This is a genomic window from Nocardioides sp. zg-1228, assembly GCF_017086465.1.
Lineage (GTDB): Bacteria > Actinomycetota > Actinomycetes > Propionibacteriales > Nocardioidaceae > Nocardioides.
Genome location: NZ_CP070961.1, coordinates 3,828,028 through 3,854,282, shown reverse-complemented (window position 1 = coordinate 3,854,282; position 26,255 = coordinate 3,828,028). Strand labels below are relative to the sequence as shown.

The window sequence follows — 26,255 nt, the reverse complement described above, 5'->3', positions numbered from 1 at the left end:
CGTGACCACTCATCTCCCCACCCGGGGCGACGGCACCGAGCAGGTGCCGTCGTCCCGGGCCCGGCTCCCGGCCGGCCGCGACCCCGGGCGGCGCCCGCGGCCGTGGAGCCACCGGCTGAGCCGGCTCGACGTGGCGCTCTCGCCCTACCTCTACATCGCCCCGTTCTTCATCGTCTTCCTCGTGGTCGGCATGTTCCCGCTGGCCTACACCGCGTGGGTGTCGGTGCACGACTGGAGCCTGCTCGGCGGCCAGGGCGACTTCGTCGGCCTCGGCAACTACCGCGAGGTCATCGACAACCCCTACTTCACCAAGCAGCTGGTCAACACGATCAGCATCTTCCTGATCTCCTCGGTGCCGCAGATCCTGCTCGCGCTCGTGGTGGCCGCCCTGCTCGACAACCAGCTGCGGGCGCGCACGACGTGGCGGATGAGCATCCTGCTGCCGTTCGTCGTCTCGCCCGTGGCCGTGGCGATCATCTTCGGCAGCCTCTACGGCGACCGCTACGGCCTGGTCAACGAGCTCCTCGGCATGGTCGGCATCGACCCGATCGCGTGGCACACCGACCGGCTCGCCAGCCACGTCGCGATCGCGACGATGGTCAACTGGCGCTGGACCGGCTACAACGCGCTGATCTTCCTGGCCGCGATGCAGGCCGTGCCCCGCGACCTCTACGAGTCGGCCGCGATCGACGGAGCCGGCCGGGTGCGCCAGTTCCTGTCCATCACCGTGCCGATGATCCGGCCCACGATGGTCTTCGTCATCATCACCTCCACCATCGGAGGTCTCCAGATCTTCGCCGAGCCCCGCCTCTTCGACGACACCGCGGCCCGCAACGGAGGCAGCGACCGGCAGTTCGGCACCATCACGATGCTGATCTACGACTTCGGCTGGCAGCTGCGCGACCTCGGCCGCGCCTCGGCCACGGCCTGGCTGCTGTTCCTCGTGATCTGCGTCTTCGCCATCGGCAACTTCCTGGCCATCCGCCGCTTCGGCACCCGGGGAGGATCCCGATGAGCCGGCGCCCGGGGTTCCTCGTCTACGGGCTGCTGGCCGCGTTCGCGCTCGGCTCGGCCGCACCGCTCTACTGGTCGTTCCTGCTGGGCTCGCAGACCAAGGAGGTGGCCGCCCAGGGCATCCCGCCGCTGCTCCCGGGCGGCCACTTCATCGACAACGCGCAGCGCGCGCTCGACTCCATCCCCTTCTGGAAGGCGCTGGGCAACAGCCTGCTCGTCTCGACCGTCACCGCGTGCTCGGTGGTCTTCTTCTGCACCCTCGCCGGCTACGCCTTCGCCAAGCTCCGCTTCCGGGGCAACGGGCCGCTGATGGTCATGGTCGTCGCGACGATGGCCGTGCCCACCCAGCTCGGCGTCGTCCCGCTGTTCATCCTGATGTCCAAGCTGGGGTGGGCGGGCAGCATCTGGTCGGTCGTCATCCCCTGGCTGGTGACCGCCTTCGGGGTGTTCTTCATGCGCCAGTACCTCGTCGACGCGGTGCCCGACGAGCTGATCGAGGCCGCGCGGATGGACGGGTGCTCGCAGATCCGCACCTTCCTCACGGTCGCCGTCCCGGCGGCGCGACCCGCCGCGGCGATCCTGTGGCTGTTCACCTTCATGCAGGTGTGGACCGACTTCTTCTGGCCGCTGATCGCCCTGCCGTCGGACAACCCCACCATCCAGGTGGCGCTCAACCAGCTGCAGAGCGGGTACTTCAAGGACTTCAGCATGGTCCTCGCCGGGACCACCCTGGCCACCGTCCCGCTCCTCGTCCTGTTCGTCGTCGCCGGTCGCCAGCTCGTGACCGGGATCATGCAAGGAGCCGTCAAGGGATGACCATCCACACCACGCCCGCCGCCACACCCGCCGCCACCGCCATCGACACCGAGGCCGCACGCTTCCCGACCGACTTCGTCTGGGGCATGGCGACCGCGTCCTACCAGATCGAGGGCGCCGTCGCCGAGGACGGACGTACGCCGTCGATCTGGGACACGTTCTCCCACATCCCCGGTGCGGTGCTCAACGACGACACCGGCGACGTGGCCTGCGAGCACTACCACCGGATGCCCGACGACGTGGCCCTGCTGGCCGACCTCGGTGCGACGTCCTACCGCTTCTCCGTCGCGTGGCCGCGGGTGCGACCCGACGCCGGTCCGGTCAACGCAGCGGGGCTCGCCTTCTACGACCGGCTCGTCGACGAGCTGCTGTCGCACGGGATCGCGCCGTGGCTGACGCTCTACCACTGGGACCTGCCGCAGGTGCTCGAGGACGCCGGCGGGTGGACCAACCGCGACACCGCCCACCGGTTCGTCGATCACGCCATCGCCGTGCACGACGCCCTGGGCGACCGGGTGCCGACCTGGACCACCCTCAACGAGCCGTGGTGCTCCTCCTTCCTCGGCTACACCGCGGGCCACCACGCCCCCGGACGCCAGGAGGGGGCCGCGGGCCTGATCGCGGCCCACCACCTGCTGCTCGCGCACGGGCTCGCGACGCAGGAGCTGCGCAGCCGGGGCGTCGACCGGCTCGGGCTCAGCCTCAACTTCACCGTCCCCGACCCGAGCGACCCGAGCGACCCGGTCGACGTCGACGCCGTGCGGCGCATCGACGGCCTGCACAACCGGTTCTTCCTCGACCCGGTCTTCCGCGGCGCCTACCCCGCCGACGTGCTCGACGACACGGCCGCGCTGACCTGGCAGGGCCGGCCGTGGCTCGACGTGGTGCGCGACGGCGACCTCGACGTGATCTCGTCCCCGATCGACGTGCTGGGCGTCAACTACTACCACGGCAACGAGGTGTCGGGTCACCCGCGCACGGACGTCGTCGGCCTCGGTGCCGACCACCCCGAGCGGGTGGCGCTCTCGCCGTTCCCCGGCTCCGAGCACGTCACGTTCCCCAGCCGCGGGCTGCCGCTCACCGACATGGGGTGGGAGATTCAGCCCGACGGCCTGCACCGCCTGCTGCGGCGCCTGCACGACGACTACCCCCGCCTGCCGATCTACCTCACCGAGACCGGCGCGGCGTTCGCCGACGCCCCCGACTCCCAGGGCCGGGTCCACGACCCCGACCGGATCGCGTTCCTCGACTCCTACCTGCGCGCGGTGCACCGCGCCATCGAGGAGGGCGTCGACGTGCGCGGGTTCTTCCACTGGTCGTTCTGCGACAACTTCGAGTGGGCCTTCGGCTACGCGAAGCGCTTCGGCCTGGTCCACGTCGACTACGCCACCCAGCGGAGGACGCCGAAGTCCAGCGCCCACTGGTACGGCGAGCTGGCCCGCTCCGGGAGCCTGCCGCCACCGGTGGGCGGGGCGCACTAGCGTGGCGCGCGTGTCGTCGTCGCGGAGTGCCGCCAGCGCCGGCCAGCCCACCCTCGACGAGGTGGCCCGGGTCGCCGGCGTCTCGCGCGCCACGGCCTCCCGCGCGATCAACGGCGGCCAGCGCGTCAGCGCGCGTGCCCAGTCGGCGGTCGAGACGGCGGTCCGCACACTCGGCTACGTCCCCAACCCGGCGGCGCGCAGCCTGGTCACCCGGCGCACCGACTCGATCGCGGTGGTCGTGCCCGAGCCCGACGACCGGGTCTTCTCCGACCCGTTCTTCGCCGGCACCCTGCGCGGGGTGACCCGCGTGCTCGGCGAGCGCGACATCCAGCTCGTGCTGCTGCTCGCCCGGCCGGGCGCCTCGAGCACGCGCACCCTGCGCTACCTCACCAACCGGCACGTCGACGGCGCGCTCGTCGTCTCCCACCACCGCGACGACCGGCTCGCCGAGCACCTCGCCGACATCGGCCTGCCCTGCGTCTTCGGCGGCCGGCCCTGGACCGGCGGCGACCGCGTCGCCTACGTCGACGTCGACAACGTGGCGGGGGAGTGCGAGGCCACCGAGCTGCTCGTGGCCCGCGGCTGCACGCGCATCGGCACCATCGCCGGGCCCTCCGACATGACGGCCGCGGAGGACCGTGTCGTCGGGTGGCGCCAGGCCATGGCGGCGGCCGGGCTGGCCGCCGACGCGATCGAGCACGGCGACTTCACCGAGGCGAGCGGCGAGGCGGCCACCCGTCTGCTGATGCAGCGCCACCCCGACCTCGACGGTCTCGTCGTCGCCTCGGACCTGATGGCCGCGGGTGCGTTGAAGGTGCTCGCCGAGCTCGGGCGCCGGGTGCCCGACGACATCGCCGTCGTCGGCTTCGACGACCTCGGCGTCGCCGAGCGCACCACGCCGGCGCTGACCACCGTGCGGCAGCCGGTCGACGAGATGGCCGAGCGCGCGACGCGCCTGCTGCTCGAGTGCGTCGACGACCCCGCCTCCGGCCGTCCGATGCGGCTGATCATCCCCCCGACACTGGTCCGCCGCGCCAGCGCCTGAGCCGCGCGGCGTACCGCGGTCCCTTGCGGTCAGGCCAACGAGGCCAGCAGCTGGTCGACCCGGCGGCGGATCTCGTCGCGGATCGGCCGCACAGCCTCGATCCCCTGCCCGGCGGGGTCGTCGAGGCGCCAGTCCTCGTAGCGAGTGCCGGGGAAGAACGGACAGGCGTCGCCGCACCCCATCGTGACGACGACGTCGGAGGCGCGCACGTCGGCCTCGTCGAGGACCCGCGGCTGGTGGCGCGCGATGTCGATGCCGACCTCGGCCATCGCCGCTACGGCGACCGGGTTGATCGACGACGCCGGCGCCGACCCGGCCGAGAGCACCTCGACCCGGTCGCCGGCGAGGTGACGCAGCCAGCCGGCGGCCATCTGCGAGCGGCCGGCGTTGTGCACGCAGACGAACAGCACGCTGGGAGTGGTCATCGTCGGCTCCTTGGCACGATCGGGTCGGGTGCGGGATCGGGTGCCGGGCCCGGCGCCCAGTCGGCGAAGCGGCCACGCAGGGCCAGGCTGACGTGGACGAGGCCGACGAGCACGGGCACCTCGATGAGCGGGCCCACGACACCGGCCAGCGCCTGGCCGGACGTGACGCCGAACGTCGCCACGGCCACCGCGATGGCCAGCTCGAAGTTGTTGCCGGCCGCGGTGAACGCCAGCGTCGTGGTGCGCTCGTACGACATCTCGAGCACGCGGCCGAGCAGGAAGCCGCCGCCCCACATCAGGGCGAAGTAGGCGAGGAGCGGCAGCGCGATGCGCGCCACGTCGAGGGGCCGGCTGGTGACCTGCTCACCTTGGAGGGCGAAGAGGAGGACGATCGTGAAGAGCAGCCCGACCAGTGCCCAGGGACCGACCCGCGGGAGGAACGCCGCCTCGTACCACTCCCGGCCGCGGAGGCGCTCGCCGTAGGTGCGCGAGAGCCAGCCGAGCAGCAGCGGCACGCCGAGGAAGACCAGCACCGACTTCGCGACCTGCCACGTGGACACGTCGAGGGCGGCCCCCTCCAGTCCCAGCCAGACGGGCAGCGCCTCGAGGTAGAACCAGCCGAGGCCGGCGAAGGCGACCACCTGGAAGACCGAGTTGAGGGCCACCAGCACCGCGGCGGCCTCGCGGTCACCGCACGCGAGGTCGTTCCAGATGACGACCATCGCGATGCAGCGGGCCAGGCCGACGATGATCAGTCCGGTGCGGTAGTCCGGGAGGTCGGGGAGCAGCAGCCACGCCAGCGCGAACATCAGCGCCGGCCCGAGCACCCAGTTGAGGACAAGGGAGGCGACGAGCAGGCGCCGGTCGGAGGTGACCGTGTCGAGGCGGTCGTAGCGCACCTTCGCCAGGACGGGATACATCATCACCAGCAGGCCGATCGCGATCGGCAGCGAGATCCCGTCGACCTCGACGGCCGACAGCGCGTCGTCCAGGCCGGGCACCGAGCGGCCGAGGAGGAGCCCGGCGGCCATGGCGAGGCCGATCCACAGGGGCAGGAGGCGGTCGAGGGTCGAGAGCCCGCCGCCCGCGCGGTCGGGCGTGCTCACGCGTCCCCGCCGATGAGGGCCGCGAGGTCGGCGAGCACCTCGCGACGCACGGCGTAGTAGACCCACACGCCGCGCTTGCTGCGCTCGAGCAGGCCGGCGTCGTGCAGCACCTTGAGGTGGTGGCTGATCGTCGGCTGGGAGAGGTCGAAGGCGTCGTTGAGGTCGCACACGCAGGCCTCGCCGCCCTCGCTCGCGGCGACGATCGAGACCAGCCGCAGGCGCACCGGGTCGGCGAGCGCCTTGAGCAGCGGCGCCACCCCCTCGGCCCGGTGGGCCGACAGCGGCTCGCGCACCAGCGGCGAGCAGCAGGCGACGGTCTCGACGGGGCTCAGGGTCAGCTCGGACTTCGACACGAGTCAATATTGACAGATGTCGATGTCTACGGCAATCTCCACCCATCGACATCCATCAATATCTCAAGGAGCACCCCATGTCCCGCCTGCAGCTCGCGCTCAACGTCGACGACCTCGAGGCGTCGATCGCCTTCTACTCCACGCTCTTCGGCACCGAGCCGCACAAGGTCCGCCCGGGCTACGCCAACTTCGCGGTGGCCCACCCGCCGCTCAAGCTCGTCCTGGTGGAGAACGCCGGGCAGGGCGGGAGCATCAACCACCTCGGCGTCGAGGTCGAGGACGTCGACGCCGTGGACTCCGAGCTGACCCGCCTCGCGGCGGCCGGCTTCGCGACGACCGAGGAGCGCGACACCACCTGCTGCTACGCCAAGCAGGACAAGTTCTGGGTGCAGAACACGCCCGACGGGGAGCGCTGGGAGGTCTACACGATCACCGACGACGCACCGGTCCCCGCTGTGGAGGAGCGGGTCGAGGAGGCCGTCGACGGGGGCGCCGTCTGCTGCGCCTGACGCGTCGCGCGACAGCCGGCCGGGACGGACGAGGCGAGCGTCACCGCGCGGGAAATTCACACGAACACCATCCGCACCGGTAGCGTGGGTCTCTCAGACGCCCGGCCGGTCTTGCCCCGGGCGCAGGTCCTTGCGGACCTTTCCTCACTTCTGAGGCACGTACGCCGCGTACGTCCGTTCCACGCACATCGCGGCTCACGGTGGCGAGACGCCAACCGAAAGCAGTCACATGAACTTCGCCGCCCTCGGCGTTCCGTCCTCGCTCGCGCAGATCCTCGAGCAGCAGGGCATCACCACTCCCACCCCGATCCAGGCCGCGACGCTGCCTGACAGCCTCGCCGGTCGCGACGTCCTCGGCCGCGGCCGCACCGGCTCCGGCAAGACGTACGCGTTCCTGCTCCCGCTCGTGGCCCGCCTCGACGCGTCGAAGATGCCGGCCATGCCGCGCAAGCCGCGCGCGCTGATCCTGGCGCCGACGCGCGAGCTCGTCGGCCAGATCCACGCCGCCCTCGTCCCGCTCGCCAAGGCCGCCGGCCTGTCGACCGTCGTGGTCTACGGCGGCGTCGGCCAGAACCCCCAGGTCACCGCGCTGAAGAAGGGCGTCGACGTCGTCATCGCCTGCCCCGGGCGCCTCGAGGACCTGATGGGCCAGGGCTACGCCGACCTCTCCGCCGTCGAGATGACGATCCTCGACGAGGCCGACCACATGGCCGACCTCGGCTTCCTGCCGGGCGTGCGCCGCATCATGGACAAGACCCCGCAGTCGGGTCAGCGCCTGCTCTTCTCGGCCACGCTCGACAAGGCGATCGACGTGCTGGTCAAGCGCTTCCTGACCAACCCCGTCACCCACGAGGCCGACTCGGCGCAGTCGCCGGTCTCCACGATGCACCACCACGTGCTGCACCTCTCGCGCGAGCAGCGGGTGCCGGTGCTGGTCGACCTCACGTCGGCCCCGGGCCGCACGGTGGTCTTCACCCGCACCAAGTACGGCGCCAAGGCGCTGGCCCGCCAGCTCAACAAGTCGGGCGTGCCCAGCGTCGAGCTGCACGGCAACCTGTCGCAGAACGCCCGCACCCGCAACATGGAGGCCTTCCACGCCGGCCACGCCACCACGCTGGTCGCGACCGACATCGCCGCGCGCGGCATCCACGTCGACGACGTCGCCCTCGTGGTCCACGCCGACCCGCCGGTCGAGCACAAGGCCTACCTCCACCGCTCGGGCCGTACGGCGCGCGCGGGCAACGAGGGCACCGTCATCACCTTGATGACCGACGAGCAGGTGCGCGACGTGCGCGACCTGACCCGTCTGGCCGGCATCAAGCCGACCACCACCAAGGTCAACGGCCCCAGCCACCCGATGCTGGTCCAGCTCGCCCCCGGTGAGCGGACCCTCGTCCCCGGCGGTCTCGTGGTCGAGACCCCGACCGGTGCCGGCGCCCAGGGCGCTCGCGCCGGCGGCGGTGGCGGTGGCCGCAACAGGTCGCGTGGTCGCGGCAGGAGCAGCGGCCAGGGCGGCAGCGGTCAGGGTGGCCAGGGCGGACAGCCCCGCGGCCAGGGCGGCCAGCGCCGCTCCTCCGCCGCGTCCGGCGGGCAGTCGGCCAAGGGCGGCCAGTCCTCCGGCGGTCAGCGCCGGGGCCGCAGCGGCGGCTCGGGCGGCGGCGCCTCGGCCGGCACCTCGCAGGGCGGTCGCGCGCACAGCGCGTCGTCGTTCAGCCGCGGTCGCTGACCTGGCGCTCGGCCCCCCGACGGTTCATCACGGTATGTCGCTGAACCTGCGCTTCCCTCGCTGAATTCGCCGTGGGAGGTGCAGGTCGGCCTGCATACCTTGATGAACCAACGCCGCCCTGGGCCCTGAGTCTCCCTGAGACTCACCGTCCACCGACGGCCTCGATCCACCGCCACTGGCCCGTGAGTCCCTCAGGGACTCACGGGCCAGTGTGCTGTCCGGAATGCCCGGCCGGCCCCGATGGTTCACGCTTCAACCAACCAAGGAGGGCGGACCCATGGCCGACTTCGACTTCTCCGTGCTCGGTACGCGCGAGCACCCCACGCTGGGCCTCGACACGTTCGGCGACGCCCCGCTCGAGGGCGCCCCGGGCAACCACCCGGAGACGCTCCGCCAGGTCGTCGCCGAGGCGGTGCTCGCCGACAGGGTCGGCGTCGACTACCTCGGCCTCGGCGAGCACCACCGCCCCGACTTCGCGATCTCCGCCCCCGACGTCGTGCTCGCCGCGATCGCCGGGCAGACCGAGCGGATCCGCCTCGGCACCGGCGTGACCGTGCTGTCCTCCGACGACCCGATCCGCGTCTACCAGCGCTTCGCCACCCTGGACGCCGTGTCGGGCGGGCGGGCCGAGGTGCAGCTCGGGCGCGGCTCGTTCATCGAGTCCTTCGGCCTCTTCGGTCTCGAGCTCTCCGACTACGACCGGCTCTTCGCCGAGAAGCTCGACCTCTTCGCCGCGCTGCAGGACGAGGGCCCGGTGACCTGGGAGGGCACCGTCCGGCCGCCGCTCTCCGCCCAGCGCGTCTACCCGACCACGGCGGCCGGCCGCGTGCCGGCGTGGATCGGCGTCGGCGGCACACCGCAGTCGGTGGTGCGCGCCGCGCAGTACGGCATGCCGCTGATGCTGGCGGTGATCGGCGGCTCGCCCGCGTCGTTCGTCCAGCTCGCCGAGCTCTACCGCGAGGCGCTCGGGCGCATGGACCTGCCCGAGCTGCCGATCGGCATGCACTCCCCGGGCCACGTCGCCGCCACCGACGACGAGGCGCGCGAGCAGCTCTACCCCCACCAGGCCGAGCTCTACACCCGGCTGGGCCGCGAGCGCGGCTGGCCGCCCTACTCCCGCATCCAGTTCGAGCAGGCCGCCGCGCCGCAGGGCGCGCTGTTCGTCGGCTCGCCGGAGACGGTCGCGCAGAAGATCGCCTGGGCGGCGCGGACGCTGGGGCTCTCCCGCTTCCAGCTGAAGTACTCCGTCGGCGGGCTCGCGCACGAGCACCGCATGGAGTCGGTGCGCCTCTACGGCGAGGAGGTCGTGCCGCGGGTGCGCGAGCTCCTCGCGTCGTCCTAGCCCGAGTGCGCCCGGCCGCGCTGGCAGCGCCCTCCTAGGCTGGCCGACATGCGCTCCTGGATCCAGCGGTCGCTGTGGGACGTCGTCCCGCGCGACCAACGTGACACCGCCGCCGCCTTCCGCCGGCGGCAGGTCGTCGCGGCGGTCGTCGTCCTCGTCGGGGCGATCGTCCTGGGGTGGTCGCTGCGCCTCGAGCCGGGCGGCAGCACCTTCTACGTCGCCGCGGTCGTGCTGGCCGGCGTCTGGGCGGCCGGCGCGTTCCTGTCCGGCCGGCTCCACCTCGGCCGGATCGCCGGCGACGGCGAGGTGTTCATCCGGCCGATCCTGGCGCCGATCATGCTCGGGCTGCTGATGGTCGGGGTCTTCGTCCTCGGCGCGCTGGTGGTGCGCGAGATCGACCCGCTGGCGACCTACGTCAGCTCGGTCCTGGAGTACGCCGACCAGGGCTCGCTGACGCTGCTGGCCGCCATCACGTTCGTCAACGGCATCGCCGAGGAGCTGTTCTTCCGGGGCGCGATGTACGCCGCGATCCCGCGTCACCCGGTCCTGTGGACCACGCTCGCCTACGTCGTGGCGACGCTGGCCACCGGCAACGTGATGCTGGCCTTCGCCGCCATCCTGCTCGGCACGGTCTGCGGCCTGGAACGACGGGCCAGCGGCGGCGTGCTGGCGCCGATCCTGACCCACATCACCTGGTCGCTCTCGATGCTGTTCCTGCTACCGCTGCTCTTCTGAGGCCGCCCGCTCGGCCAGCGCCCGGCGCACCGACTCGCGGTAGGACAGCGGCTCCCCGGGCACGACGTCGCGGATCGAGGTGTCGCGCACGACCACCTCGGTCGACATCGAGTCGATGAGGTTGCGCCCGGTCGTGGCGTCGACGTCGGTGACCAGCGCCAGCCAGTACGACGACAGCCGCGGCGTCAGCACGGGCACCACCACGATGGGGATGCGGCGTCCGCCGGCCGCCTCGGCGGCCACCCTCATCATGTCGAGGTAGGTGAGCTGCTCGGTGCCGCCGATCTCGAAGACCCGGCCGAGGGCGTCGGGATGGTCGACGACCCCGGCGAGGTAGCGCACGACGTCGTCGATGGCGATCGGCTGGGTGCGCGTCGCGACCCACTTGGGCACCACCATGGCGGGCAGGTTCTTGACGAGCTGGCGGGTCATCTCCCACGAGATGCCGCCGTGGCCCACGACGATCGCCGCGCGCAGCACGGTCACCGGCACGCCGTCGCGACCCAGCAGCTCCTCGACCTCGCGGCGCGAGCGCAGGTGGGCGGACAGCTCGTCGCTGTCGTGCCCGAGACCGCCCATGTAGACGATCTGCCGCACCCCGGCCGCCGCCGCGGCGGCGCTGAAGCTGCGCGCCGCGTCGGCGTCCTTGCGCTCGAAGTCGGGGTCGTCGAGGGAGTGGACGAGGTAGATCGCCACGTCCACGCCGCGCAGCGCCTCGTCGAGCGACGCGCGGTCGCCGACGTCGGCGCCGACCGGCTCGCCCGGGCCGTCGTACGACTCCGGGCGCCGGGTCATCGCCCGGACGTCGTGGCCGGCGTCGATCAGGGCGGGGACCAGGCGGCGGCCGATGAAGCCGGTGGCGCCGGTGACGAGGACGGTGGCCATGCGGCCATGCTGTCAGGCGGGTCCTGACCCGCCGGTCGATCGAGCCGAGGCGCGGGCCGCGCGGCGGGCGTCGAGCCGCGCCATCGCCGGGGTCGCGGTGACGCCGTGCAGCAGCACCGACGCGATCACCGTGAAGGCGACCGTCGACCACAGCCACGCCTCACCCGGCACGTGCTCGTGGCTGACGGCGTAGCCGAGGTAGAACAGCGACCCCACGCCCCGGACCCCGAAGAACGACACGGCCGCCATCTCGCCGCGGTTGAGGCCCCCGTCGAGGTGCTCGCTGCGGGGCAGCACGCCCACGGCGATCCAGCCGGCGAGGGGGCGTACGACGAGGACGAGTCCCAGGCCCACGGCCACGCCGCGCCAGTCGAGGTGCTCGAGGAGCCCACGGGTCATCGCCATGCCCAGCACCAGCAGCACGAGCAGGGTCATCAGCCGCTCCAGGCGCTCGACGACCCCGTGCATCGCGCGCTGGTAGGAGTGGCCGCGGTGGGTGGCGCGCAGGCTCATCGCGCACACGAAGACGCCGAGGAAGCCGTAGCCGCCGACCACCTCCGTGGCGCCGTACGCCGCGAGCAGCGCGGCGAGCGCCAGCATCGGCTCCCCGTGGTCGGCGAGCCGGAGCGAGTCGCTGCGGGAGCGGAAGGCCTGCCGGCCCAGCAGCCATCCGATCGCGAGGCCCACCACGACGCCGATGGCGATCTTGCCGAGGACGTACCAGCCGAGCCAGGCGCCCGCGTCCGCGAGGCCGAACCCGCCGGCGAGCAGCAGCAGGGCGAGGTGCACGAAGGGGAAGGCGAGGCCGTCGTTGAGCCCGGCCTCCGCGGTCAGCGAGAACCGGATGTCGTCGTCCTCGTCGTCGCGGCGCGTCGGGCCGGGACCCTCGCCGTCGTCGACGTCCTCGGTCAGCGGCTCGCCGACCTGCACGTCGGAGGCGAGCACCGGGTCGGTGGGCGCGAGCGCGGCGCCGAGGAGCAGGGCGACGGCCGGCACCAGCCCGGCGACCCACCAGCCGATCAGCGCGACGCCGAGGATGGTCAGCGGCATGGCGACCAGCAGCAGCCGCCACACCGGCGACCAGGACAGCCACGAGCGCCACGACCGGGGATCGAAGCGGCGGTCGATCGCCAGGCCGACGCCCATCAGCGAGACCAGCACCGTGAACTCGGTGACGTGGGTGATCAGGGTGTGGTGGTCCTGCGGGTCGAGGCTCACCGAGTCGTCGATCGGCAGCAGGCCGATGGCCATGCCGAGGGCGACGAGCACCATGGGCGGCGACACGGGGACCCGGTGGACCAGCTGGGGCAGGACGATCGCGAGGAGCAGGGACAGGCCGAGCAGGAGGTAGACCGCCCCGCCCGTCATCGCGGCCGCCTGCCGTCGTACGCCGCCTGGCTCTCGTCGATCGCCTGCTCGTAGGCCGTCACCAGTCCCGCGATGGTGAGCGGCTTGAGCCGGTGGATGAACTCGCGCAGCTGCTCGGCGGTGTAGCCGGCCTCGCGGAACTGGGGCCAGACCTTGGTGCGCACGATCTCGGAGAGCTCCTCGGCGACCTGGCGCCCGTGGGCGGCGTAGACCTCCGCGACGGCCGCGGCGGCCTCGGGGGAGATGCCCATCCCCGACAGGCCGCCGGGGACGTCGACGTCGCGGTCGCCGGTGACCGGCGCGAGGAGCGAGAGGTGGCGCGCGATGTCGGACGGCGTGGCGGTGGCCGGGATCTGTTCGACGTAGCGCTCGATCGCCGACAGCGTGAAGCCGTGGCCCTGCAGCTCGCGCACGAGCTCGAGCCGGGCGACGTGGTCGGGGCCGTAGTAGCCCGAGCGGCCGCGGCGCACGGGCGGCGGCACGAGGCCGCGGGAGGCGTAGAAGCGCACGTTGCGCGCGCTGACGCCGGTGCGCTCGGTGAGCTGGTCGAGGGTGAGCAGCTCGTCGTCGCGCCGCGTCGGCTGGTCGGCGTGCAGCTCGGTGTCCACCGGACCATCCTCTCGTCTGCGGCGGTGTCGCCGGAGACCCCGTGGGGTGGGTGACGCGCGCCACACCTGTTGGACTGTGACAGTAATGGTGTCACAATCGGCCGCATGGCAGAAGCATTCGTCTACGACCACATCCGCACACCTCGCGGCCGCGGCAAGGCCGTCGGCACGCTCCACGAGGTGAAGCCGGTCGACCTGGTCGTCGGACTCCTCGACGAGCTCAAGACCCGCAACCCCACGCTCGACCCGAGCCGCGTCGACGACGTCGTGCTCGGTGTCGTGACCCCCATCGGCGACCAGGGCGGCGACATCGCCAAGACCGCCGCGCTCAAGGCCGGCTACCCCGAGACCGTCGCCGGCGTGCAGCTCAACCGCTTCTGCGCCTCCGGGCTGGAGGCCGTCAACCAGGCCGCGCAGCGGGTGCGCTCCGGCTTCGAGGACCTCGTCCTGGCCGGTGGCGTCGAGTCGATGAGCCGCGTGCCGATGGGCAGCGACGGCGGCGCCTGGGCGATGGACCCGGCGACCGCGCTGCAGACCGGCTTCGTGCCGCAGGGCATCGGCGCCGACCTGATCGCGACCATCGAGGGCTGGGGTCGTGAGGACGTCGACGCCTACGCCGCCGAGTCGCACCACCGGGCCGCCAAGGCCTGGGCCAACGGCTACTTCGACCGCTCCGTGGTCCCGGTCAGGGACCTCGCCGGCGTGACCGTGCTCGACCGCGACGAGACCGTGCGCCCCGACACGTCGGTCGAGGGGCTCGCCGGGCTCCGCCCGTCGTTCGCGCAGATCGGCCGCGACGCCGGCTTCGACGACGTCGCGCTCGAGAAGTACCACTGGGTCCCCGCGATCGACCACGTGCACCACGCCGGCAACTCCTCCGGCATCGTCGACGGCGCCGCCATCGTCGCGATCGGCACCGAGGAGGTCGGGACGTCGCTCGGCCTGACCCCGCGGGCGCGGATCATCTCGACCGCCGTCTCGGGCGCCGACCCCACGATCATGCTCACCGGTCCCGCGCCCGCTGCGCGCAAGGCGCTGGCCCGGGCCGGCCTCGAGGTCGACGACATCGACCTCTGGGAGATCAACGAGGCGTTCGCCGCCGTCGCGATGCGCTTCATGCGCGACATGGGCATCAGCCACGACGTCACCAACGTCAACGGCGGCGCGATCGCGATGGGCCACCCCCTCGGCGCCACCGGCGCGATGATCCTCGGCACCCTCGTCGACGAGCTCGCCCGCCGCGACCAGAAGCGCGGCCTCGCCACGCTGTGCGTCGGTGGCGGGATGGGCATCGCCACCATCGTCGAGCTCGTCTGAGCCGCGCCTCCTCCTGCCCCTCCTCGCTCCGCCAGACAGGACCTCCGCATGAGCACCGCCAGCACCGAGACCCAGACCGCCGTCCGCTACGACCGCGACGCCGACGGCATCGTCACCCTGACGCTCGACGACCCCACCGCCAGCGCCAACACGATGAACGAGCTCTACCTGTCGTCGATGGAGGCCGCGGTCCAGCGGCTCTACGACGAGCAGGACGACGTCGTCGGCGTCGTGCTGACCAGCGCGAAGAAGACCTTCTTCGCCGGCGGCAACCTCAAGAGCATGATGAAGGCGACGCCCGACGACGCGGCGGAGATCTTCTCGATGGCCGAGGCGATCAAGGCCAGCCTGCGCCGTCTGGAGACGTTCCCGCGCCCCGTCGTCGCGGCCATCAACGGCGCCGCGCTCGGCGGCGGCCTCGAGATCGCGCTCGCGGCCAACCGCCGCATCGCCGTCGACGACCGGTCGGTCAAGATCGGGCTGCCCGAGGCGTCGCTCGGCCTGCTGCCCGGCGGCGGCGGGGTCACCCGCGTCGTACGCATGCTCGGCCTGCAGACCGCGCTGATGGACGTCCTCATGCCGGGCACCCAGTTCAATCCTCAGGGGGCGCTCGCCAAGGGGCTCGTCGACGAGCTCGTCGCGACCCGCGAGGAGCTCGTCCCGGCCGCCCGGGCCTGGATCCTGGAGCACCGCGACGACGAGGACGCAGCGAAGAACCCGTGGGACCGGGCGGGCTACAAGATGCCCGGCGGCACCCCGCGCACCCCGGCGCTCGCGCAGTTCCTGCCGGCGTTCCCGGCGCTGCTGCGCAAGCAGACCAAGGGCGCGGTCTACCCCGCCCAGCGCGCGATCATGAGCGCCGCGGTCGAGGGGGCGCAGGTCGACGTCGACACCGCCTCGCGCATCGAGAGCCGCTACTTCACCAGCCTGGTGGTCAGCCAGCAGGCCAAGAACATGATGCAGGCGTTCTTCTTCGACCTGCAGGCGATCAACTCCGGCTCGCTGCGCCCGCAGGGCGTCGAGAAGTGGCAGGCCACCAAGGTCGCCGTGCTCGGCGCCGGGATGATGGGCGCCGGCATTGCCTACTCCTGCGCCCGCGCCGGCATGCAGGTCGTGCTCAAGGACGTCTCCCTCGAGGCGGCCGAGAAGGGCAAGGCCTACACCGCCGGCCTCAACGCCAAGGGCGTGGAGCGCGGCAAGATCACCCAGGAGAAGGCCGACGAGCTGCTCGGCCGCATCACGCCCACCGCCGACGCCGCCGACCTGGCCGGCTGCGACCTGGTGATCGAGGCGGTCTTCGAGGACCCGTCGCTCAAGGCCACGGTGTTCGCCGAGGTGGCGTCCTTCGTCGAGCCCGACGCGCTGCTGTGCTCCAACACCTCGACGCTGCCGATCACCGAGCTGGCCAAGGGCGTCGACCGCCCGGCCGACTTCATCGGCCTGCACTTCTTCAGCCCGGTCGACAAGATGCCGCTCGTCGAGATCATCCGCGGCGCGGAGACCTCCGACGTCGCGCTCGCCAAGGCGTACGACGTCGTGCAGCAGATCCGCAAGACGCCGATCGTGGTCAACGACTCGCGCGGCTTCTACACCTCGCGCGTGATCGGCACCCAGATCAACGAGGGCCTCACCATGCTGGCCGAGGGCGTCAACCCGGTCTCGCTGGAGCGGGCGGCGACGTCGGCCGGCTTCCCGGTCGGTCCGCTGCAGATCAGCGACGAGCTCAACCTCGAGCTGATGAAGAAGATCCGCGTCGCCAACGAGGCGGCGTGGCGGGCCGAGGGCAAGGACGTCTCCGCCGACCCCTCGTCCGCGGTCGTCGACACGATGCTCGCGCTCGGTCGCCCGTCGCGGCTCAAGGGCGCCGGGTTCTACGACTACGACGAGGCCGGCAAGCGCACGGGCCTGTGGCCCGGACTCGCCGAGACGTTCCCGGTCGCCGAGGAGCAGCCCTCGATCCGCGACGTGCGCGACCGGATGCTGTTCATCGAGGCGCTCGAGACCGCGAAGTGCTTCGAGGAGGGCGTGATCACCTCGGCCGCCGCGGCCAACATCGGCTCGATCATGGGCATCGGCTTCCCCGCCCTGACCGGCGGAGCGGCCCAGTTCATGACCGGCTGGCAGGCGCTGGACGACACCGGCCACGGCGTCGGCCCCGTCGGGCTCCCGGCCTTCTGCGACCGTGCCGACGAGCTCGCCGACACCTACGGCGAGCGCTTCCGCCCGACCGCCTACCTCCGCGACCTCGCGGCGCAGGGCGGCTCCTTCCCCGCCTGACCCCGGGCTGGGTCGAGTGGGCGCGTCCTGACGCCCAGACAGGGTCGAGTCGGCGCGTCCTGACGCCCAGACAGGGTCGAGTCGGCGCGTCCTGACGCCCAGACAGGGTCGAGTCGGCGCGTCCTGACGCCCAGACAGGGTCGAGTCGGCGCGTCCTGACGCCCATACGGGGTCGAGTCGGCGCGTCCTGACACAGCGGCGGTCAGGATGCGCCGACTCGACCCCGGTGGGCGCGAGGATGCGCCGACTCGACGCGTTCTGGGGGTGAGGACGCGCCCACTCGGCCAGAATCGTGCGGTGAGCCAGACCCCAGCCGTCGTCGTCCGAGACCTGCACGTCCGCTTCGGAGACGTCGAGGCGGTCTCCGGCGTCGACCTGTCCGCGGGCAGCGGCCGCGCCACCGCGCTCCTGGGCCGCAACGGCGCCGGCAAGTCGACCACCATGAAGGTGCTCGCCGGGGTCGTGCCGCCGACCTCCGGTCAGGTCACCGTCGCGGGCCACGACGCCGCGACCGACGTCCTCGGCGTCAAGCGCGCGGTCGGCTACTGCCCCGACGTCGGTGGACTGGTGCCGCGCGCCACGCCGTTCGAGCACCTCCAGCTCAGCGCCCGCCTGCGCCGGCTGGAGGCGTGGGAGGAGCGCGGCCGCGACCTGCTCGAACGCTTCGAGCTGGGCGACGTCGCCCACCGCGTGGTCGGCGGCTTCAGCCACGGCATGAGCCGCCGGCTCAGCGTGGTCCTCGCCGCGCTCCACGAGCCCTCCGTCCTGCTGCTCGACGAGCCCTTCGACGGCGTCGATCCCCTCGGTGTCGAGGCGACCCTCGAGGTCGTCGCCGACGCGCGCGCCCGCGGCGCCTGCGTCCTCCTCTCCACCCACCTGCGCGACCTGGCCCTCGAGGCCTGCGGCGACGCGGTCGTGCTGCGCGGCGGCAACCGGGTCGCCGCGATGCAGGCCGCCGACCTCACCGGCGAGGCCTATCGTGCGCTCCTCGACTGACACGGGTCCGCGCGGCTGGCTCGACGCGGCGCGCGACACCGGCCACCTCCTGGCGTTCCGGACCCGGACCGTACGCCGTCGCGGCCCCGCCCTGCTCGGCCTGGGCGTCGTGCTGACGCTCAGCCTCGCCTTCGCCGTCGGCCCCGCGCGGATCGACCTCGACGCGGTGGGGTCGCCCGCGCTCGAGCGGGCACTGGCCGCCCTCGAGTCCAACCTCGGTGCCGCCTTCGCCGGCTTCCTCGTGCTGGCGGTCGGCGCCGCGTTGGGCAGCGGCGGCGGACGCGAGCTGCTGTCGCGCGGCGAGGCCGCGGTCCACCCGATAGGTCCGGTGACCGAGCACCTCGGCGCGCTGCTGCTCGCCCCGCTCAACCTGGCCTGGCTGGTGCAGGTCTGGAGCCTCCTCGCGGTCACCGCGCTGGTCGCGCCGCCCGGCCGCCTCCTCGGCGCCCAGCTCGTCGTGCTGGCCTGGGCCGTCCTCGCGACCGCAGTCGGCCAGGCCGTCGGCTGGGCGGTCGAGGGCGTACGTCGCACCGCGCGCGGCGTGGTCGTCGTCCGGGTGGTCGGTGGCGCGGTCGTCGTGATGCTCGCCGGCCTGCACCTCGCCGGGCACCTCGCACCGCTGGCGCGGGCGCTGCCGACGACGTGGGTCGCCGACGCCGCCCGGACCGGGCGCTGGCCGACCGTCGTGCTCCTGCTCCTCGTCCTCGCTGTGGCGACCGTGGTCCTGGGGGCGCGGCCGGCGGCGTGGGCGCTGGGTCTGCCGCCGCGCGAGGAGCTGCGGACGCAGTCGGGCGTGCACGAGGCGCGGCCCGCTCCGGCGCCACGCTGGGGCTCCGCGGACCGCGCACTGCTGCGCCGCCTCGACCGCGGCTCGGTGTGGCGCTCGGTCGGCATGCGGCGCGGCCTGCTGGTCCTGGGCCTGGGTCCCGGTCTGGTCGCGCTGGTCGCCGGCCTCGAGTGGTCGACGGTGCTGCTGCTGCCCGGGCTGAGCGCGAGCGGCGCGGCGCTGCTCTTCGGCGTCAACGCCTGGTGCCTCGACGGCAAGGGCATGGTCTGGCGCGAGACGCTGCCGGTGCCCGCCGCCGACGTGTTCGGCGTACGCGCGGTCGTCGTCGCCGAGTGCATGGTGCTGGTGTCGGGCGTGACCGTCGTGCTGGCCCTGCTCCGCAACGGCCTGCCGCCGCTCGTGACGGGCGTCGCCGTCGCGTCGTGCTGGCTGGTCGTGCTCGTGCAGGTGCTGGCGGTCGTGATGACCTGGTCGATCCGCTCGCCCTACTCCGCCGACCTGTCCTCGCCCCGGGCGACGCCCGCCCCGCACGCCGCGATGGCGGGGTACGCCGGCCGGCTCTCGCTGGTCACGACGCTGACCGCGATGCTGTTCACCGGCCTCGCTGCGCTGCCGTACGCCTGGCTGCCGGTCGCCGTGGCACTCCCGTTCCTGGCCTGGTCGTCGCGCCGGTTGCTCCGCGCCCGTCGCCGGTGGCTCGCCCCCGACGAGCGCGCGCGCGTGGTGCTGACGGTGGCCGCGGTCTGAGGCTCGGGGGGCCTGTCGGGCCTGCCCGGCCTGTCGGAGTCCCCGCTCGAGCGGGGACTCCGACACCTGGAGGCGGTTGCAACGCCCTCGAGGTGTCGGACTACGCCGACAGGTCGGGGTCGAACGCGGCTGACCCGCCGACCCCACCGCCCATCGACGAGCGGGAGCGCCACGTCGCGACCCGGCGCGGGCGCCGGACCCGGCCACTAAAAGTCAGGCTTGACTGTTTGTTTGTTCCCCGGCAGGCTGACGCCCATGACCCCACCGGCCCTGACGCGCGTCCCGCAGGCGGACCGCACCCGCGCGATGCGGGCCCGGCTGCTCGAGGCGACCGTCGAGCTGCTGGTGGAGCGCGGCTTCGCGGGGACGACCACGACGCTGGTCTCCGAGCGCGCGGGCGTGAGCCGCGGCGCCCAGCTGCACCACTTCCCGACCAAGAACGACCTCGTCGTCGCCGCCGTCGAGCACCTCACCGAGCGGCGCGGCGCCGAGCTGGCCGCTGCCGTCGCCCAGCTGCCGACCGGCGCCCGGCGCACCCGGGCCGTGGTCGAGATGCTCGGCGACCACTTCGCCTCACCCGTCTTCGCCGCCGCGCTCGAGCTGTGGGTCGCCGCCCGCACCGACGAGGCGCTGCTCGCCGCGGTCGCCCCGCTCGAGCAGCGGGTCGGCCGCGAGGCCCACCGGATGACCGTCGCCGCGCTCGGCGCCGACGAGTCCCAGCCGGGCGTACGCGAGCTGGTGCAGGCGACCCTCGACCTGGTCCGCGGGCTCGGGCTCGCCTCGACGATCTCCGACGACTCCGCGCGCCGCCGCCGGATCCTGCGCGAGTGGGCCGACGTGCTCGACCGCGAGCTCGACCGCGAGCCGGACGCCCCGCCGCCCGACGACACCACCCCCGTCCCCCCGACCCACCACGCCCCAGGGATCCCCACATGACCGACACCCTCACCCAGGTGCTCGCCGACCTCGCCGCCGAGGGCGACCGCCTCGAGCAGCTCGTCTCGGGCCTCGACGACGACGGCTGGCGCACCCCCACCCCGGCCGACGGGTGGGACGTCGCCACCCAGGTGGCGCACCTGGCGTGGACCGACGAGGTGGCCGAGGCCGCCGCGACCGACAAGGAGCGCTGGGACGGCTACGTCCTCGAGGCGATCAACGACCCGACCGGGTACGTCGACGCCTGCGCGCTCGAGATCGGCCGCGACCCCGCCCTGCTCGAGCGGTGGCGCGACGCGCGTACGCGGCTGGCGGCGGCCCTGACGGCCTACCCGCAGGGCGAGCGGATGCCGTGGTTCGGCCCGCCGATGAGCGCCACCTCGATGGCGACGGCGCGGCTCATGGAGACCTGGGCGCACAGCCTCGACGTGCACGAGGCGCTGGGCGTGCCGGTCGAGGACACCGACGCGATCCGCCACGTGGCCCACCTCGGGGTGCGCACCCGCAACTACTCCTTCGCCAACAACGGCCTCGAGGCCCCGGGCGAGGAGTTCCGGCTCGAGCTGGTCGCCCCGTCCGGCGAGATGTGGACCTGGGGCCCGGAGGACGCGGCCCAGGTGGTCACCGGCTCGGCCGGCGACTTCTGCCGCCTGGTGACCCAGCGCATCCACCGCGCCGACACCGACCTGGTCGCCACCGGCGCCGACGCCGACCGCTGGCTCGACGTCGCCCAGTGCTTCGCCGGACCGGCCGGCGAGGGGCGGGCGCCGCGATGATCGAGGCACACCGCCCACCACTGCGCATCGGCAACGTCTCGGGCTTCTACGGCGACCGGCTGAGCGCCATGCGCGAGATGCTCGAGGGCGCCGGGCCCGACGGGCAGGGTGTCGACGTCATCACCGGCGACTACCTCGCCGAGCTGACCATGCTGATCCTCGGCAAGGACCAGCTCAAGGACCCCACCCTCGGCTACGCCCGCACCTTCGTGCGCCAGGTCGAGGACTGCCTCGCCCTCGCGCTCGAGAAGGGCGTCACCATCGTCACCAACGCCGGCGGCCTCAACCCCGCCGGCCTGGCCGACAGGCTCCGCGAGGTCGCCACGGGCCTCGGCCTCGACGCCCGCATCGCCCACGTCGAGGGCGACGACGTGCGCCACCTGGCGTTCGACAACGCCCTGACCGCCAACGCCTACCTCGGCGCCTTCGGCATCGCCTCGGCCCTGCGCGCCGGCGCGGACATCGTGGTCACCGGCCGCGTCACCGACGCCTCCCTGGTCGTCGGCCCGTGTATCGCCCACCACGGCTGGGACGCGACGTCGTACGACGCCCTCGCCGGCGCCGTGGTCGCCGGCCACGTCATCGAGTGCGGGGCGCAGGCGACGGGCGGCAACTTCAGCGGCTTCGGCGACCTCGACCTCACCCGGCCGATCGGCTTCCCGATCGCCGAGGTCGGTGCCGACGGCTCGTGCGTGATCACCAAGCACGAGGGCACCGGCGGGGCGGTCACGCTCGACACGGTCACGGCCCAGCTGGTCTACGAGATCCAGTCCACGCGCTACCTCGGACCCGACGTCACCACGCTGCTCGACACGATCCGCCTCGAGCAGCAGGGGCGCGACCGCGTGGGCGTCACCGGCGTGCGCGGCGAGGCCCCGCCCGAGCAGCTCAAGGTCTGCGTCAACGAGCTCGGTGGCTGGCGCAACAGCGTGGAGTTCATGCTGACCGGGCTCGACATCGAGGCCAAGGCCGCGCTCGTGCGCCGCCAGCTCGAGGCCGCGTGGGGCGAGCGCGCCCCCGGCGACGTGACCTGGACGATGGGCCCGCTGCCGCGCCCCGACGCCGACACCGAGCAGGGCGCGTCGACCACGCTGCGCTGCGACGTGCGCGACGCCGACCCGAAGGTCGCCGGCAAGGGCCTCACCGGCCCGGCCGTCGAGCTCGCGCTGGCGTCCTACCCCGGCTTCACCATGACGGGTCCGCCCAGCCCGGCCACGCCCTACGGCGTCTACCGCCCGGAGTACGTCGAGCGCAGCCAGGTGAGCCACACGGTCGTGCACGCCGACGGCACCCGCGAGGTGATCGCCGACCCGGTGACCACGCAGGCGCCGTCCGCCGTCTCCCGCGAGGCCCACGAGCCGCTCCCGCAGCCCGCGGCGACCCGGCGTCAGCCGCTGGGCGAGTGGGTGCACGCCCGGTCGGGCGACAAGGGAGGCGACGCCAACCTCGGCCTGTGGGTCTCCCACACGGCCGAGCGTCGCGCCGAGCGCACCGACTGGCTGCTGCGGACCGTCACCCCCGAGTGGGTCGCGGCCCTGCTGCCCGAGGCGCGCGACCTCGACGTCGAGGTCCACCCGCTGCCCGACCTGGGTGCCGTCAACGTCGTCATCCACGGACTGCTGGGCGCGGGCGTCGCCGCGTCGACCCGCTTCGACCCGCAGGCCAAGGGCCTCGGCGAGTGGGCCCGCAGCCGTCACATCGACGTCCCCGAGGAGATCGCATGACCGGCTGGCAGCACGACACGGAGGAGCGCCAGGCGCTCGCCGACATGGCCGCGGAGTTCACCCGCCGCGCGATCGTGCCGCACCTGCAGGCGTGGGAGGACGCCGGCGAGGTGCCCCGCGAGCTCCACCGCGAGGCGGGGGCGCTCGGCCTGATCGGCGTCGGCTTCCCCGAGGAGGTCGGCGGGCTCGGCGACGTGCTCGACACGGTCGCCGTGCAGGAGTCGATGCTCGCCGCCGGCGCGTCCAGCGGCCTGATGGCCACCCTGTTCACCGCCGGCATCGCGGTGCCGCACATCGCCGCCGCCGGCGACCCCGACCTCATCGAGCGGTTCGTACGCCCGACGCTGGCCGGCGAGCTGATCGGCTCGCTCGCGATCACCGAGCCCGGCGGCGGGTCCGACGTCGCGGCCCTGCGCACCACCGCCGTGCGCGACGGCGACCACTACGTCGTCAACGGCGCCAAGACGTTCATCACCTCCGGCGTGCGCGCCGACTTCGTCACCGTGGCGGTGCGCACCGGCGGGCCCGGCCACGGCGGCATCTCGCTGCTCGTCGTCGAGAAGGGGACGCCCGGCTTCACCGTCGACCGCGCGCTGGCCAAGATGGGCTGGCACTGCTCCGACACCGCCGAGCTCGGCTTCGCCGACGCCCGGGTGCCGGTGGCCAACCTCGTCGGCGACGAGGGCAGCGGCTTCATCCAGATCGCCGGCCAGTTCGTCTCCGAGCGCCTGGCGCTGGCGGTCCACGGCTACGGCATCGCCGCGCGTGCCCTCGCGCTGACCGTGGAGCACGCCCGGAGCCGCGAGACCTTCGGCCGTCCGCTCATCGCCAACCAGACCGTGCAGCACACGCTGGTCGAGATGCGCCGTCACGTCGAGGTGGCACGCAGCTACGCCTGGCAGGTCGCCCGCCTCCACCAGGCCGGCACCATGCCGATCGCGGAGGTGACGATGGCCAAGCAGACCGGCGTCGACGCCGCGGCGTACGTCTGCGACCGCGCGGTCCAGCTGCACGGCGGCAGCGGCTACATGCACGGCACCGAGGTCGAGCGGCACTTCCGCGACGCGCGGCTGCTGCCCATCGGCGGCGGCGCCGACGAGGTGATGCGCGACCTCGCGGCCAAGCTGCTCGGCTACACGCAGAAGAGGAGCGCCTGATGGGCCTGCTGCCCGACCCCGCCGGGGAGGTGACGCTCTGGATCGACGCCCCGCCCAGCGAGGTGTGGGCGCTGGTCAGCGACGTCACCCGCATCGGGGAGTTCAGCCCCGAGACGTTCGAGGCGCGCTGGACCCGCGGGTCGAGCGGGCCCGAGGTCGGCGCGAGGTTCAAGGGACACGTCAAGCGCAACGGCGTCGGCCCGACCTACTGGACGGCCTGCACGGTGACGGTCTGCGAGCCCGAGCGGGTCTTCGAGTTCAGCGTCGGCACCCCCGACGTGGCCGTCAACAACTGGGGCTACCGACTGGAGCCGCGCGACGGCGGCACCGACGTGACCGAGTACTTCCGGCTGGAGCCCGTGTGGTTCCTGCGCGGCTACTGGCTCCTGCTGGGAGCCCTGCGCGGCCGGACCAACAAGCGCGGAATGCGCACCACGCTCGAGAGGATGAAGGCGGTGCTGGAGAAGTGACGGCAGACGTGAGCACGCAACCCGAGAACGGGGCCGGCGAGGCCGCGCCGCAGACCAACCGCGAGGCGATGCTGGCCCGCCTCACCGACCTCGACGCGCAGCACGCCGTCGCGGTCGCCGGCGGCGGCGAGAAGTACGTCGCCCGCCACCACGAGCGCGGCAAGCTGACCCCCCGCGAGCGCATCGAGCTGCTCGTCGACCCCGGGTCGGCGTTCCTCGAGCTCTCGCCCCTGGCCGGCTACGGCTCCGACTTCACCGTCGGCGCGTCGGTCGTGACCGGCATCGGCGTCGTCGAGGGCGTGGAGTGCATGATCACCGCCAACGACCCCACGGTGAAGGGCGGCGCCTCCAACCCCTGGACGCTGAAGAAGACGTTCCGCGCCTCGCAGATCGCCGAGGAGAACGCGCTGCCGATGATCTCGCTGGTCGAGTCGGCCGGTGCCGACCTGCCGACGCAGAAGGAGATCTTCATCCCCGGCGGCAAGATCTTCCGCGACCTGACCCGCGCCTCCGCCCGGCGGGTCCCGACGATCGCGCTGGTCTTCGGCAACTCCACCGCCGGTGGCGCCTACGTCCCGGGCATGAGCGACTACGTCGTCATGGTCAAGGAGCAGGCCAAGGTCTTCCTGGCCGGCCCGCCGCTGGTCAAGATGGCCACCGGTGAGGAGTCGGACGACGAGACCCTCGGCGGCGCGGAGATGCACGCCCGCATCTCCGGCCTGGCCGACTTCCTGGCCGAGGACGAGCACGACGCGCTGCGCCTGGGCCGTCGGATCGTGGCCCGCCTCAACTGGACCAAGGCGTCGTACGTCGCGGCCGGCGGGGTCGGCTACGCCGAGCCCGACCACGACCCCGACGAGCTGCTCGACCTGATCCCGCAGGACCTCAAGGAGCCGTTCGATCCGCGCGAGGTCATCGCCCGGATCGTCGACGGCACCAGCGAGGGCAACGAGGTCGCCTTCGACGAGTTCAAGCCGCTCTACGGCTCCTCGCTCGTCACCGGCTGGGCCCGACTGCACGGTCGCGAGATCGGCATCCTGGCCAACGCCCAGGGCGTGCTGTTCAGCGAGGAGGCACAGAAGGCGACGCAGTTCATCCAGCTCGCCAACGCCAAGGACACCCCGCTGCTGTTCCTGCACAACACCACCGGCTACATGGTCGGCAAGGAGTACGAGCAGGGCGGCATCATCAAGCACGGCGCGATGATGATCAACGCGGTCTCCAACTCGACGGTGCCGCACATCAGCATCCTCATCGGTGCGTCCTACGGCGCCGGCAACTACGGCATGAACGGTCGCGCGTACGACCCCCGGTTCCTCTTCACCTGGCCCAACGCCAAGTCGGCCGTGATGGGCCCGGCCCAGCTGGCCGGCGTGCTCTCGATCGTCACCCGCGCCGCGGCCGAGGCCAAGGGCAAGCCCTTCGACGAGGAGGCCGACGCCGGCATGCGGGCGTTCGTCGAGCAGATGGTCGAGGAGCAGTCGCTGCCCTACGTCCTGTCCGGGATGCTCTACGACGACGGCGTGATCGACCCACGCGACACCCGCACCGTCCTGGGCATCGCCTTCTCCGTCATCGACACCCGGCCGATCGAGGGCGCCTCCTCCTTCGGTGTCTTCCGGATGTGAGGACACCCATGACGTCCACCGCTCCGC

At 73.0% G+C, this 26,255-nt stretch carries 24 protein-coding genes; 18 read left to right on the top strand and 6 right to left on the bottom strand.

The window, feature by feature from the left end:
* The first annotated feature begins 1 nt into the window (after window position 1).
* Genes JX575_RS18525 through JX575_RS18510 form a run of 4 tightly spaced genes read left to right on the top strand, consistent with a single transcriptional unit; the run spans window position 2 to window position 4,356 of the window.
* Window positions 2-1,015 carry a sugar ABC transporter permease gene (locus JX575_RS18525; RefSeq protein WP_241005253.1) on the top strand — a complete coding sequence of 338 codons (1,014 nt, stop codon included), beginning with the start codon at window positions 2-4 and terminating at the stop codon, window positions 1,013-1,015.
* Complete coding sequence (locus JX575_RS18520) at window positions 1,012-1,830, top strand: carbohydrate ABC transporter permease (protein ID WP_186339510.1); 819 nt, start codon at window positions 1,012-1,014, stop codon at window positions 1,828-1,830. The genes JX575_RS18525 and JX575_RS18520 overlap by 4 nt, the downstream gene beginning before the upstream one ends.
* Complete coding sequence (locus JX575_RS18515) at window positions 1,827-3,311, top strand: GH1 family beta-glucosidase (RefSeq protein WP_186339509.1); 1,485 nt, start codon at window positions 1,827-1,829, stop codon at window positions 3,309-3,311. Before JX575_RS18520 ends, JX575_RS18515 begins: the two co-directional genes overlap by 4 nt.
* Window positions 3,312-3,321: 10 nt before the next feature.
* Entirely contained in the window at window positions 3,322-4,356 is a 1,035-nt protein-coding gene (locus JX575_RS18510) for a LacI family DNA-binding transcriptional regulator (RefSeq protein WP_186339508.1), read from the top strand.
* A 29-nt stretch (window positions 4,357-4,385) separates the two neighbouring features.
* Here the strand turns inward: JX575_RS18510 and JX575_RS18505 are convergent, their stop codons facing one another.
* The 3 genes from JX575_RS18505 to JX575_RS18495 are packed head-to-tail and all read right to left on the bottom strand — an operon-like array spanning window position 4,386 to window position 6,240.
* Entirely contained in the window at window positions 4,386-4,781 is a 396-nt protein-coding gene (locus JX575_RS18505) for an arsenate reductase ArsC (RefSeq protein WP_186339507.1), read from the bottom strand.
* Window positions 4,778-5,887, bottom strand: a complete 1,110-nt coding sequence (arsB, locus tag JX575_RS18500; protein WP_186339506.1) for an ACR3 family arsenite efflux transporter — start codon at window positions 5,885-5,887, stop codon at window positions 4,778-4,780. The genes JX575_RS18505 and arsB overlap by 4 nt, the downstream gene beginning before the upstream one ends.
* Entirely contained in the window at window positions 5,884-6,240 is a 357-nt protein-coding gene (locus tag JX575_RS18495; protein WP_186339505.1) for a metalloregulator ArsR/SmtB family transcription factor, read from the bottom strand. The genes arsB and JX575_RS18495 overlap by 4 nt, the downstream gene beginning before the upstream one ends.
* A 77-nt stretch (window positions 6,241-6,317) precedes the next feature.
* Between JX575_RS18495 and JX575_RS18490 the strand changes: the two genes are divergently transcribed.
* The 4 genes from JX575_RS18490 to JX575_RS18475 all read left to right on the top strand — a co-directional run bounded on the left by JX575_RS18490 (window position 6,318) and on the right by JX575_RS18475 (window position 10,552).
* Window positions 6,318-6,749 carry an ArsI/CadI family heavy metal resistance metalloenzyme gene (locus JX575_RS18490; RefSeq protein WP_186339504.1) on the top strand — a complete coding sequence of 144 codons (432 nt, stop codon included), beginning with the start codon at window positions 6,318-6,320 and terminating at the stop codon, window positions 6,747-6,749.
* A 229-nt stretch (window positions 6,750-6,978) separates the two neighbouring features.
* Window positions 6,979-8,475 (top strand): DEAD/DEAH box helicase, encoded by a 1,497-nt coding sequence (locus JX575_RS18485; protein ID WP_186339503.1) that lies wholly within the window; start codon window positions 6,979-6,981, stop codon window positions 8,473-8,475.
* A gap of 277 nt (window positions 8,476-8,752) precedes the next feature.
* Window positions 8,753-9,817, top strand: coding sequence for an LLM class flavin-dependent oxidoreductase (locus JX575_RS18480; RefSeq protein WP_186339502.1), 1,065 nt, complete (start codon window positions 8,753-8,755; stop codon window positions 9,815-9,817).
* A 48-nt stretch (window positions 9,818-9,865) separates the two neighbouring features.
* A complete protein-coding gene (locus JX575_RS18475; RefSeq protein WP_186339501.1) occupies window positions 9,866-10,552 on the top strand; it encodes a CPBP family intramembrane glutamic endopeptidase in 687 nt (228 codons plus the stop codon).
* Here JX575_RS18475 and JX575_RS18470 read toward each other — a convergent pair.
* Genes JX575_RS18470 through JX575_RS18460 form a run of 3 tightly spaced genes read right to left on the bottom strand, consistent with a single transcriptional unit; the run spans window position 10,535 to window position 13,413 of the window.
* Window positions 10,535-11,437 (bottom strand): NAD(P)H-binding protein, encoded by a 903-nt coding sequence (locus JX575_RS18470; protein ID WP_186339500.1) that lies wholly within the window; start codon window positions 11,435-11,437, stop codon window positions 10,535-10,537. The two genes, JX575_RS18475 and JX575_RS18470, sit on opposite strands and share 18 nt — an antisense overlap.
* A gap of 12 nt (window positions 11,438-11,449) precedes the next feature.
* Window positions 11,450-12,805 (bottom strand): cation:proton antiporter, encoded by a 1,356-nt coding sequence (locus tag JX575_RS18465; protein WP_186339499.1) that lies wholly within the window; start codon window positions 12,803-12,805, stop codon window positions 11,450-11,452.
* Complete coding sequence (locus tag JX575_RS18460) at window positions 12,802-13,413, bottom strand: helix-turn-helix domain-containing protein (RefSeq protein WP_241005252.1); 612 nt, start codon at window positions 13,411-13,413, stop codon at window positions 12,802-12,804. The genes JX575_RS18465 and JX575_RS18460 overlap by 4 nt, the downstream gene beginning before the upstream one ends.
* 105 nt (window positions 13,414-13,518) lie before the next feature.
* Between JX575_RS18460 and JX575_RS18455 the strand changes: the two genes are divergently transcribed.
* The 10 genes from JX575_RS18455 (at window position 13,519) to JX575_RS18410 (ending at window position 26,228) form a co-directional block, all read left to right on the top strand.
* Window positions 13,519-14,730, top strand: coding sequence for an acetyl-CoA C-acetyltransferase (locus JX575_RS18455; RefSeq protein ID WP_186339498.1), 1,212 nt, complete (start codon window positions 13,519-13,521; stop codon window positions 14,728-14,730).
* Between the two features lie 48 nt (window positions 14,731-14,778).
* Window positions 14,779-17,007, top strand: coding sequence for a 3-hydroxyacyl-CoA dehydrogenase NAD-binding domain-containing protein (locus tag JX575_RS18450; protein WP_186339497.1), 2,229 nt, complete (start codon window positions 14,779-14,781; stop codon window positions 17,005-17,007).
* A gap of 297 nt (window positions 17,008-17,304) precedes the next feature.
* On the top strand, window positions 17,305-18,003 hold the full coding sequence (locus JX575_RS18445) for an ABC transporter ATP-binding protein (protein WP_241005251.1): 699 nt from the start codon (window positions 17,305-17,307) through the stop codon (window positions 18,001-18,003).
* Window positions 17,987-19,537 carry a hypothetical protein gene (locus JX575_RS18440; protein ID WP_186339495.1) on the top strand — a complete coding sequence of 517 codons (1,551 nt, stop codon included), beginning with the start codon at window positions 17,987-17,989 and terminating at the stop codon, window positions 19,535-19,537. Before JX575_RS18445 ends, JX575_RS18440 begins: the two co-directional genes overlap by 17 nt.
* 255 nt (window positions 19,538-19,792) lie before the next feature.
* A complete protein-coding gene (locus tag JX575_RS18435; RefSeq protein ID WP_186339494.1) occupies window positions 19,793-20,473 on the top strand; it encodes a TetR/AcrR family transcriptional regulator in 681 nt (226 codons plus the stop codon).
* Window positions 20,470-21,249 carry a TIGR03084 family metal-binding protein gene (locus tag JX575_RS18430; protein WP_186339493.1) on the top strand — a complete coding sequence of 260 codons (780 nt, stop codon included), beginning with the start codon at window positions 20,470-20,472 and terminating at the stop codon, window positions 21,247-21,249. Before JX575_RS18435 ends, JX575_RS18430 begins: the two co-directional genes overlap by 4 nt.
* The gene (locus JX575_RS18425) at window positions 21,246-22,973 is read left to right on the top strand and encodes an acyclic terpene utilization AtuA family protein (protein WP_186339492.1); all 1,728 of its coding nucleotides are present in this window, start codon (window positions 21,246-21,248) and stop codon (window positions 22,971-22,973) included. Before JX575_RS18430 ends, JX575_RS18425 begins: the two co-directional genes overlap by 4 nt.
* Window positions 22,970-24,130, top strand: a complete 1,161-nt coding sequence (locus JX575_RS18420; protein WP_186339491.1) for an acyl-CoA dehydrogenase family protein — start codon at window positions 22,970-22,972, stop codon at window positions 24,128-24,130. Before JX575_RS18425 ends, JX575_RS18420 begins: the two co-directional genes overlap by 4 nt.
* Entirely contained in the window at window positions 24,130-24,600 is a 471-nt protein-coding gene (locus tag JX575_RS18415) for an SRPBCC family protein (protein ID WP_186339490.1), read from the top strand. Before JX575_RS18420 ends, JX575_RS18415 begins: the two co-directional genes overlap by 1 nt.
* A 68-nt stretch (window positions 24,601-24,668) precedes the next feature.
* Window positions 24,669-26,228, top strand: coding sequence for an acyl-CoA carboxylase subunit beta (locus JX575_RS18410; protein WP_186340340.1), 1,560 nt, complete (start codon window positions 24,669-24,671; stop codon window positions 26,226-26,228).
* The last annotated feature ends 27 nt before the right edge of the window (window positions 26,229-26,255 follow it).

Excerpts from the sequence above, each read along its gene's own strand:
- JX575_RS18520 (WP_186339510.1), top strand. The coding sequence starts at position 1,012 with ATGAGCCGGCGCCCGGGGTTCCTCGTCTACGGGCTGCTGGCCGCGTTC.
- JX575_RS18515 (WP_186339509.1), top strand. The coding sequence starts at position 1,827 with ATGACCATCCACACCACGCCCGCCGCCACACCCGCCGCCACCGCCATC.
- JX575_RS18505 (WP_186339507.1), bottom strand. The coding sequence starts at position 4,781 with ATGACCACTCCCAGCGTGCTGTTCGTCTGCGTGCACAACGCCGGCCGC.
- JX575_RS18490 (WP_186339504.1), top strand. The coding sequence starts at position 6,318 with ATGTCCCGCCTGCAGCTCGCGCTCAACGTCGACGACCTCGAGGCGTCG.
- JX575_RS18485 (WP_186339503.1), top strand. The coding sequence starts at position 6,979 with ATGAACTTCGCCGCCCTCGGCGTTCCGTCCTCGCTCGCGCAGATCCTC.
- JX575_RS18480 (WP_186339502.1), top strand. The coding sequence starts at position 8,753 with ATGGCCGACTTCGACTTCTCCGTGCTCGGTACGCGCGAGCACCCCACG.
- JX575_RS18475 (WP_186339501.1), top strand. The coding sequence starts at position 9,866 with ATGCGCTCCTGGATCCAGCGGTCGCTGTGGGACGTCGTCCCGCGCGAC.
- JX575_RS18470 (WP_186339500.1), bottom strand. The coding sequence starts at position 11,437 with ATGGCCACCGTCCTCGTCACCGGCGCCACCGGCTTCATCGGCCGCCGC.
- JX575_RS18465 (WP_186339499.1), bottom strand. The coding sequence starts at position 12,805 with ATGACGGGCGGGGCGGTCTACCTCCTGCTCGGCCTGTCCCTGCTCCTC.
- JX575_RS18455 (WP_186339498.1), top strand. The coding sequence starts at position 13,519 with ATGGCAGAAGCATTCGTCTACGACCACATCCGCACACCTCGCGGCCGC.
- JX575_RS18450 (WP_186339497.1), top strand. The coding sequence starts at position 14,779 with ATGAGCACCGCCAGCACCGAGACCCAGACCGCCGTCCGCTACGACCGC.
- JX575_RS18435 (WP_186339494.1), top strand. The coding sequence starts at position 19,793 with ATGACCCCACCGGCCCTGACGCGCGTCCCGCAGGCGGACCGCACCCGC.
- JX575_RS18430 (WP_186339493.1), top strand. The coding sequence starts at position 20,470 with ATGACCGACACCCTCACCCAGGTGCTCGCCGACCTCGCCGCCGAGGGC.
- JX575_RS18425 (WP_186339492.1), top strand. The coding sequence starts at position 21,246 with ATGATCGAGGCACACCGCCCACCACTGCGCATCGGCAACGTCTCGGGC.
- JX575_RS18420 (WP_186339491.1), top strand. The coding sequence starts at position 22,970 with ATGACCGGCTGGCAGCACGACACGGAGGAGCGCCAGGCGCTCGCCGAC.
- JX575_RS18415 (WP_186339490.1), top strand. The coding sequence starts at position 24,130 with ATGGGCCTGCTGCCCGACCCCGCCGGGGAGGTGACGCTCTGGATCGAC.
- JX575_RS18410 (WP_186340340.1), top strand. The coding sequence starts at position 24,669 with ATGCTGGCCCGCCTCACCGACCTCGACGCGCAGCACGCCGTCGCGGTC.